The sequence below is a fragment of the Photorhabdus sp. HUG-39 genome, assembly GCF_963878365.1.
Taxonomy (GTDB): domain Bacteria; phylum Pseudomonadota; class Gammaproteobacteria; order Enterobacterales; family Enterobacteriaceae; genus Photorhabdus; species Photorhabdus kayaii.
Genome location: NZ_CAWNWY010000065.1, coordinates 1 through 8,415 on the forward strand (window position 1 = coordinate 1; position 8,415 = coordinate 8,415).

The following is an 8,415-nucleotide window of genomic DNA, read 5'->3' on the forward strand; positions in this document are numbered from 1 at the left end:
CCCGCGAAGCGAAAATAACGCCCTGACGGGCGATTGAATCGGGTCAATGAGGAAAATGAGTTGTATTATGATTCGTAATGAAAGGAACAAACCCCATTATTTTCAATGGGGTTTGTCAGCGGTCTGAGGCACCCGAAGGGTGCCCTCCAAAATTTATACATGCAGCCAGATATATGAACAAGAAATTAAAAATATTTTTCTGGGAAACTCATGGAATTATGTTGGGCTTTCTTTAGAAGTTGAAAATCTTGGTGACTATATACAAACATTTGTGGGAAATGTTCCTGTCATTTTAATCCGTGATAGAAAAGGAATATTACGTGTATTTGTAAACCGCTGTCCCCACAGAGGAGCAAAGATTTGCCATAACCCTCAAGGTAATACTAAGCTACTTGTATGTCCTTATCATGAATGGGCATTTAGTTTAGAGGGTAACTTAGTTGGGATGCCTTTTAGGAAAGGTATTAATGGAAAAGGTGGAATGTCTGAATTTTTCCATCCTGAAGAACATGGTTTGCAAGCTCTTAATGTGACTGAGAGACATGGTGTTGTATTTGCTAGTTTCTCATATGATATTGAACCATTTGAAACATATTTAGATCCTGTCATGCTTTCATACTTTGATCGTGTTTGTGATGGCAGGAAACTAAAAGTTGTTGGGAAAATGCAGCATAGAGTTAACTGTAATTGGAAACTTCAAATTGAAAATGTAAAAGATCCATTTCATGCAGCACTTCTGCATTCATTTTTTAAAAACTTCGGTATTTGGCGTTCAGATCAAAAAACTAGTGTAAAAGTTTGTTCTTCTGGCAAAAGCAGTGTATTAGTGTCAACAGCATCTTTCACCAAAGCTGAAATTAAAAAAAATGCAGAGACAAAAACAGAGTTATCACTTTTAGATCCGAGAATCATCGAACATCAGCGTGAATATGACCACGGTACAGGCGCAATTATGACTGTTTTTCCAAATCTCATCCTGCTGCAACAACTTAATTGCTTAGCTATGCGTCATGTTATCCCTGATGGTACAGATCGTTGTATTAAAATTTGGACTTTTTTTGGCTATGAAAATGAATCTGAGGAGTTGACGAAACGGAGATTATTTCAGGCAAACCTACTCGGTCCTTCAGGATTGGTTACCATAGATGATAACGAGATTTTGGCTGTAACCCAAGAAGGAGCTAAAAGCATGCCAGACTCCGAAATCATTTTAGAAGCTAGTGTTGGTGAGTCAAGTGAAGACCACATGATGACAGAAGCGGCTATCCGTGGATTTTATAAATATTACCGAGGAGTTATGAATCTTGGATGATTATAAAATTTGGTTTACTATCAATAAATTGTATAGCTTATACAACAAAAATTTAGACTCAAAAATATTAGATAATTGGCCATCATATTTTACAGATGATTGTATATACCCTATGGATTTCAAGATGCATCGCGACGGCAAGGGAACGAATCCCCGGGAGCATAGATAACTATGTGACCGGGGTGAGTGAGTGCAGCCAACAAAGAGGCAACTTGAAAGATGACGGGTATATACCGAATTACTTCAAAACAGAATATAGATAATGGATGGGATCTATGCTTTGTTTTTTGTGAAGGAAAGAAAATGCTCATAGATCGCGCATCCGCTTTATCTGGGTCAATTTACTTTAGAGACAGAGTACAACAAAGGATAACATCTAATATATTATTGACAAAGCTCGAACACTGTGGAGAGAAAATATTAGTCAATACAGCAACAATATTTACAATTCATGAAAGCATATGTGGTCAAGAAAATAAGTTATTAATAAGTGGTATAACTAAGGATATTATCGAATACAAAAGTGGTGCTGCTTTATTTAAAGAACGTCTCTGTATTTGCACAGCAGATATTATTACAGATTCAATTGTGTATCCGATCTAAGTTGCACTTTATGTAATTGAATGAGAATGAATTTTTTTACCCTACATTTCGCGTCAATTTTGGGAATTCATTTCTCCGAGAGATATAGACATGAACACGACCATTTTTGGTTTTTAGGCTTCTTTGAGAAATGCGGATTTTTTTGATAAAAAACATTCACAGCATCAAAGAAATAGGTATTATTTCTATAGTGAAAATTTGTTGTGATCCTGAAAAGGGAAATATCAGATTAACAGTTGGTATTTACTATAAAGCACATTGAAATTACTAAATTTAATTATATTAATTGTGATTTAAATCACAATAATGAGGTGCGGAATGACGGCTTTACCATTATCAGGAATAGTTGTTGTTGATTTAACGCGGCATAGAGCTGGCCCAGTCACATCACGACTACTGGGTGACTGGGGAGCCGAAATTATCAAGATTGAGGAACCTACCGATAAAGGTGACAGTATGGGGGGCACTCGTGAAGGTTTTGATTACCAAGACCTTCATAGAAATAAAAAAAGTTTATCAGTTAATTTGAAAACAAAGCAAGGACAAGGGATTCTCCAGCGTTTGGTTCGTAAGGCTGATATAGTGCTTGAAAATTTTAGACCTGAAGTTAAGTTTCGTTTAGGTGTCGATTATGAATCTTTGAAAAAAATTAATCCTCGTATTATATGTGGCAGCATTAGTGGCTTTGGGCAAAATGGCCCTTATAGTTCTCGACCAGCTGTTGATCAAATAGTACAAGGCATGTCAGGACTTATGTCTGTGACAGGTACTCAAGAAAGCGGTGCACTCAGGACTGGTGTTGCTATTGCTGATATTAGCTCAGGCATGAATCTAGCTCAGGCAGTTTTACTGGCACTATATCATCGAGAAAAAACAGGTGAAGGACAGTGGGTATATACTTCACTTCTTGAATCAACTTTAGCTATCATGGACTTCCAAGTCGCTCGATGGCTTGCAGATGGCAAAACACCTGAGCTTATGGGAAATGACCATCCGACATTAATGCCTACTGGTGTCGTAAGAACTAAGGATAGTGAAATAAATATCGCTGCCGCAGAAGATGAAAAATTCCAAAAATTATGTCATCTACTTGATATAGAAGCAGTTTATTTGAATCCTCAATATTCAGATATCTATAATCGTTCAAAAAACAGAAAGCAGCTTATGGATGAAATTCAAGCTGTAACACGGAAATTCGAGAGTAAACAGCTAATACAAATTCTAAACGATAATGGGATACCAAGTGGTTACATCTATGATATAGCACAAGCTATGTCCGATCCGCAAATTCAGTATTTGAAGATGAAATGTTCTATTAAGCACCCATTATTAGGTGATTTGACTCTGGTAGGTCAACCCATTCATCTAAGCGCCTTCTCTGACTTTGATACAGTACGCAATCCTGCTCCAGAACATGGGCAACATACAGAAAATTTATTAAAAAATTTCCTTGGTTTTGATAATGATGAAATTGCATCGTTTCGCAAAATAGAAGTTATCTAGAAACAATAAGATAATAAATATATTTAATTAATAGAGATGAGACAATGAATGCAACGTACAGTGAAATATATAATTTTTGGTCAATAAAATCTTTTATAAGGCTATTTTTATTATGGCTAGCTGGTGCAGGAACGCGTTTGACAATATTGGCTACTCCACCAATCATTTCTGACATCCATCACGATCTAAATTTAACTGAAACTCAAGTTGGGATTATTTCTGGATTGCCAGCAGTCTTATTTGCAGGTACCGCAATTCTCGGTTCTCTATTAATTGCAAGAACGAGCGCAATAAAGACTCTTATCATTGGTTTGCTGATTACCAGTTTAGGTTCTGCATTCCGTGGAGCAGCAAATGATATAATTATCATGTATACGGCGACAATGATAACAGGGTTGGGGGTTGCTTTTATGCAACCTGCATTACCTTCCATTGTGAAGGATTGGTTTCCAAAACATATTGTGATTGCAACGGCTATTTATGTTAATGGCCTTCTTCTTGGAGGAGAAGTTATTCCTGTTGCAGTGACAAAATCTATTTTATTACCCATGTTGGGATCTTGGCGACTTACATATGTTTTTTGGGCTGCGATAACATTAATAATTGCAATTTTCATATACCAATTAGCACCTAAAAATAAACATGAAACAATATCGATAAATAAAAATACAAAGTGGGTTCCAGAATGGAATAACATTATATTGTGGAAGTTAGGATTAATGATGGGATGTGTAAATGCAACATATTTTGCAACCAATTTTTTTATTCCACGTTACTTACATGAAGCTAATTTTGAGGATTTAACATCTATTTCTTTGGTTGCTTTAAATTTAGGACAAATCCCGGCCTCTATTATTCTTATGATGACAAGAGCCACTGTAGCAAAACTACGATATCCATATTTGATATCAGGAATAGGATTAATTGCATCTTTTATCAGCATTATGTACTTTGGTACTGAATATATAATTATCAGTTCAGCATTCATCGGCTTTTTTTCTGCTATCGTTTTAATACTAATGTTAGGACTACCTAGTATGATTAGCGAGCCACATGAGGTGCATAGATCTACTTCACTAATGTTAACAATTGGTTATACTTGTGCGGTTATAACACCAGTAATTAGTGGTTTATCATGGGATATTTCAGGAAATCCAAGTTATGTATTTCTTCCTATGATGATATGTTCAATCATCTTGTTCATTTCAGCAATAAAAAGACCAATAGTAAACAAAGTTATAAAAAATAAAACTTAAAACCTGTAAGTGATAATTTTGGAGATAAAATAAAATGAGTGATAGAATTAAATATACCATACGTAAACTAACTCCATACTTTTGTGCAGAAATACGTGATATCAAACTAAATGAGCCATTAAATAAAGATATAATAAAAACCATTGAATCAGATCTTGAAGAACATGAAGTATTGGTATTTCCGGATCAAGATCTCTCATCAGAAGATTTAATGCGTATAGGGAGATATTTTGGCCAGTTAACTGTACACCCTTTTGCAGAGAACAGTGAAAAAAATCCAGAGTTAATAGTATTTGATTATAAGAATGGTAATCCACCTGTATTAACAGATCGCTGGCATTCGGATGAAACATATAAACTTTGCCCCCCTATGGCTACAATGCTCTATTCAAGAATTGTTCCTGAAATAGGTGGTGATACTTGTTTTAGCAGTATGACAACTGCTTATGATTTTCTTTCAATAAAAACTCAAGATTTCATCCGAGGGTTGGAAGCTATACATGATTTTTCATCGTATAAATATCTTTTTCCAGACACAGAAGAAGGTAAAAAATTATTGCAAAAGAAAGAGTTGGAATATCCTCCAATCGCCCATCCAGTTGTTCGAATTCATCCAAAAACGAAAAAGAAAACCCTATTTGTTAACCAAAATTACACTCGTTATATAAGAAATATGGATCAACGAGATAGTGATGCACTACTGACACAATTATTTAATACAACATCAGTACTTGAATATCAATATAGGCACCATTGGAAACCAAACATGTTAGTAATGTGGGATAATCGCTCTGTACAGCATGCTGCTGTTCATGATTACTATCCAAATCGCCGATATATGGAGCGGGTGACTATCGCAGGTGATCAACCAATTAGTGAGTCGGAACCTGCAAGTGCTGAACAATTGCGTAAATTTAAAGTACCAGCATATAACCATAACGATTCACGCCGTGCTAAACGTCAATTCGAGATTGAAAGTTAGTCCTAACTTAACAAAGGGATGCTTAAAGTCCCTTTTTACTTTTCACCTGATGTATTGGTTAATAAAATGAATTCTACAATAAAGTTGAGTGTCCAAGATACAATTAGATTTGCAAAGATATCATCTTTGCACATAAAAATATTACTTTTGTGTTTAAGCATTCTTATTTTAGATGGTTTCGATACTGCTCTGATCGGTTATATTTCTCCTGCTATTGTTGATAGTTGGGGGACTTCAAAAACAGACCTTGGAATTGCGATGAGTTCAGCATTGGTTGGTTTATCTGTGGGAGCTGTAACATCAGGTCCTATATCAGACAAACTAGGGCGTAAACCTGTTATTGTAATTTCTGTTTTCATGCTTGGAATTTGTAGTATTGCAACGATATTTTCTACAACTGTCTACCAATTATCATTCTGGCGTTTATTAACCGGAATAGGTATTGGAGCTGCTATGTCTAATGCCTTGACATTGATTTCTGAATACGCACCAGAAAATAGAAAGTCACTTATGGTTAACTCTGTATTTTGTGGGTTTCCCTTTGGAGCAGCTATGGGAGGTATTATTGGTTCCTTCATGATTCCCAAGTTTGGTTGGGAGAGTATGCTAGTTATTGGCGGAATTATCCCTATACTTTTAGTTGTCCCACTTATTTTCATTCTTCCAGAATCAGTTTTATTTTTGATTAATAAAAACAAATCAGAAGAAAAAATAAATAAAATTTGCAAAAAAATAGCTGGTGAAAATTATAATAGAATAGATTTCTCAAGATTAAAGTTTATCGAAAAACAAAAAATAAAACCTATTAATGAAATTTTATCCCATGAACATCTATCATCAACCTTGCTTCTTTGGAACGCATATTTTATGGGATTATTAATATTCTATGTTGTCACAAATTGGATGCCTACACTTATCAAAGATTCTGGTTTTAAATTAAGTTATGCAACTATTTTAACTGCTTTATTTCCTTTAGGTGGTGGAATTGGAACGATAATATCAGGAATTATCATGGATAAGTTATCTCCTCATAAGACAGTATCATTTAACTATCTTATGACTGGTATTTTACTCTTCTCTATAGGGTATGTTGATAATATAATCAGTTTAGGAATATTAATCCTCTTAGCCGGAACGACAATGAATGGTGCACAAGCATCTATGGGAACAATAGCTACACTTCATTACCCTACAACCTCCAGAGCGACAGGTGTATCATGGATGCTTGGAATTGGTCGTGCAGGAGGGATATTAGGTGCGATGTTTGGAGCATGGCTAATGCAACTAGGATTAGGCTATCGAGGGGTACTTATGACTTTATTCATTCCATCTGCTATTGCATCTATTTCATTACTTAGTTTACTTATAGTATTAAACAATAAAAATACTAAAACATTTTCATCATAAATTATATTGTATTTATATAGATTAAGCTTTATGGAATATAGTATTTAAAAAAAGTCTAATTTGATAATATCATATTATATTATCAATTTTATTATTTTACTCGACTGAGGAAGTTTTCTATAAATCAACATATTATCCACTAAAAAGGAAGAATTATTTTTTAGATAAAACTTTTTCACTAGTCGGATATTACGATATACCCTATGGATTTCAAGATGCATCGCGGCGGCAAGGGAGTGAATCCCCGGGAGCATAGATAACTATGTGACCGGGGTGAGCGAGTGCAGCCAACAAAGAGGCAACTTGAAAGATGACGGGTATATAATAATTTTATAATTCTGTTGGTAGATTATATATACTAATGCTGTCTTTTTATAATGTGAGGTAAATTATGAATGTAGAAAATGGAATGACACAGAAAAGTTTATCGATGAAAATCGCAGAAACATTTGTCATTAAAGACGATTGTTTGGAAATAGGAGGAATACCATTAACCCGACTGGAAACTCAAATAGGGCAGACTCCTTTTTTTGCCTATTATAGAAAACATATTGACCAGCAAGTGCGTCTATTACGTAAATATTTACCTAAAAAAATTAGTATTCATTATGCAATTAAAGCAAATCCTTTTGTACCACTTATCCACCATTTGTCCCAAAAAATTGAAGGGTTTGATGTCGCATCTGCAAATGAGATGGCATTAGCTCTAAATACAGGAGTTTCTCCTGAAGATATTAGTTTTGCAGGGCCGGGTAAAACAGATACAGAATTAAAAAGAGCAATTGCTGCACAGGTATTGTTAAATGTCGAATCGTTAAATGAATTACGGCGAATTCAAATATTGTCTGAAAAACTTGATTTGTGTGCACGTGTTTCTTTACGTATAAACCCTGATTATAATCTTAACTCTTCTGGCATGAAGATGGGAGGAGGACCACGCCAATTTGGTATGGATGTAGTTTATGTACCCGAAGCACTAATGTTTATACGTGATTATCCAGATTCCCTAGTTTTTGAAGGATTCCAGATTTACCCTGGCTCACAAAATTTATGCGCAGAGCATTTAATTGAAGCACAAAATAAGGCTCTTAATTTAGTAATTGAGTTATCACGCTCTGCTCCATCTCCAGTACGTCGCTTTAATCTAGGAGGTGGTTTTGGAATTCCTTATTTTCAGGGAAATACAGAACTGAATATTACCGAAGTGGGCAATGCAATGCACAAACTAGGTTGTGTCCCTCAATTAAATAATGACCTTAAGAAATAAGCGGATACAACCTAATTTCACCATAGCGATATAATTTCTTGCTGTCTTTTCATAACGGGTGGCGATGCGACGATGCTCTTTGAGT

Annotated in this window: 8 protein-coding genes and 1 pseudogene; 8 read left to right on the top strand and 1 reads right to left on the bottom strand. The window is 35.1% G+C overall.

Translation table 11 applies throughout. From position 1 onward, the window contains the following. Nucleotides 1-139 precede the first annotated feature (139 nt). The 8 genes from AAC155_RS23455 to AAC155_RS23490 all read left to right on the top strand — a co-directional run bounded on the left by AAC155_RS23455 (nt 140) and on the right by AAC155_RS23490 (nt 8,330). Entirely contained in the window at nt 140-1,312 is a 1,173-nt protein-coding gene (locus tag AAC155_RS23455; protein WP_113044347.1) for an aromatic ring-hydroxylating dioxygenase subunit alpha, read from the top strand. 95 nt (nt 1,313-1,407) lie between these two features. Continuing rightward, on the top strand, nt 1,408-1,575 hold the full coding sequence (locus tag AAC155_RS23460; RefSeq protein ID WP_158536631.1) for a hypothetical protein: 168 nt from the start codon (nt 1,408-1,410) through the stop codon (nt 1,573-1,575). A gap of 40 nt (nt 1,576-1,615) precedes the next feature. Continuing rightward, nucleotides 1,616-1,915, top strand: a complete 300-nt coding sequence (locus AAC155_RS23465) for a hypothetical protein (protein WP_113044349.1) — start codon at nt 1,616-1,618, stop codon at nt 1,913-1,915. Nucleotides 1,916-2,233: 318 nt separating this feature from the next. Further along, nucleotides 2,234-3,418, top strand: a complete 1,185-nt coding sequence (locus AAC155_RS23470) for a CaiB/BaiF CoA transferase family protein (RefSeq protein ID WP_205068586.1) — start codon at nt 2,234-2,236, stop codon at nt 3,416-3,418. 44 nt (nt 3,419-3,462) lie between these two features. Then, nucleotides 3,463-4,674 carry an MFS transporter gene (locus AAC155_RS23475; protein ID WP_113044351.1) on the top strand — a complete coding sequence of 404 codons (1,212 nt, stop codon included), beginning with the start codon at nt 3,463-3,465 and terminating at the stop codon, nt 4,672-4,674. A gap of 34 nt (nt 4,675-4,708) precedes the next feature. Continuing rightward, nucleotides 4,709-5,656 (top strand): TauD/TfdA dioxygenase family protein, encoded by a 948-nt coding sequence (locus AAC155_RS23480; protein WP_113044352.1) that lies wholly within the window; start codon nt 4,709-4,711, stop codon nt 5,654-5,656. A gap of 66 nt (nt 5,657-5,722) precedes the next feature. Then, entirely contained in the window at nt 5,723-7,063 is a 1,341-nt protein-coding gene (locus AAC155_RS23485; RefSeq protein ID WP_229015778.1) for an MFS transporter, read from the top strand. A 391-nt stretch (nt 7,064-7,454) separates the two neighbouring features. After that, on the top strand, nt 7,455-8,330 hold the full coding sequence (locus tag AAC155_RS23490; protein WP_240002859.1) for a hypothetical protein: 876 nt from the start codon (nt 7,455-7,457) through the stop codon (nt 8,328-8,330). Here the strand turns inward: AAC155_RS23490 and AAC155_RS23495 are convergent. Then, a pseudogene (locus AAC155_RS23495) lies at nt 8,307-8,415 on the bottom strand (IS5/IS1182 family transposase); the annotation flags it as partial. The gene AAC155_RS23490 and the pseudogene AAC155_RS23495 overlap by 24 nt on opposite strands.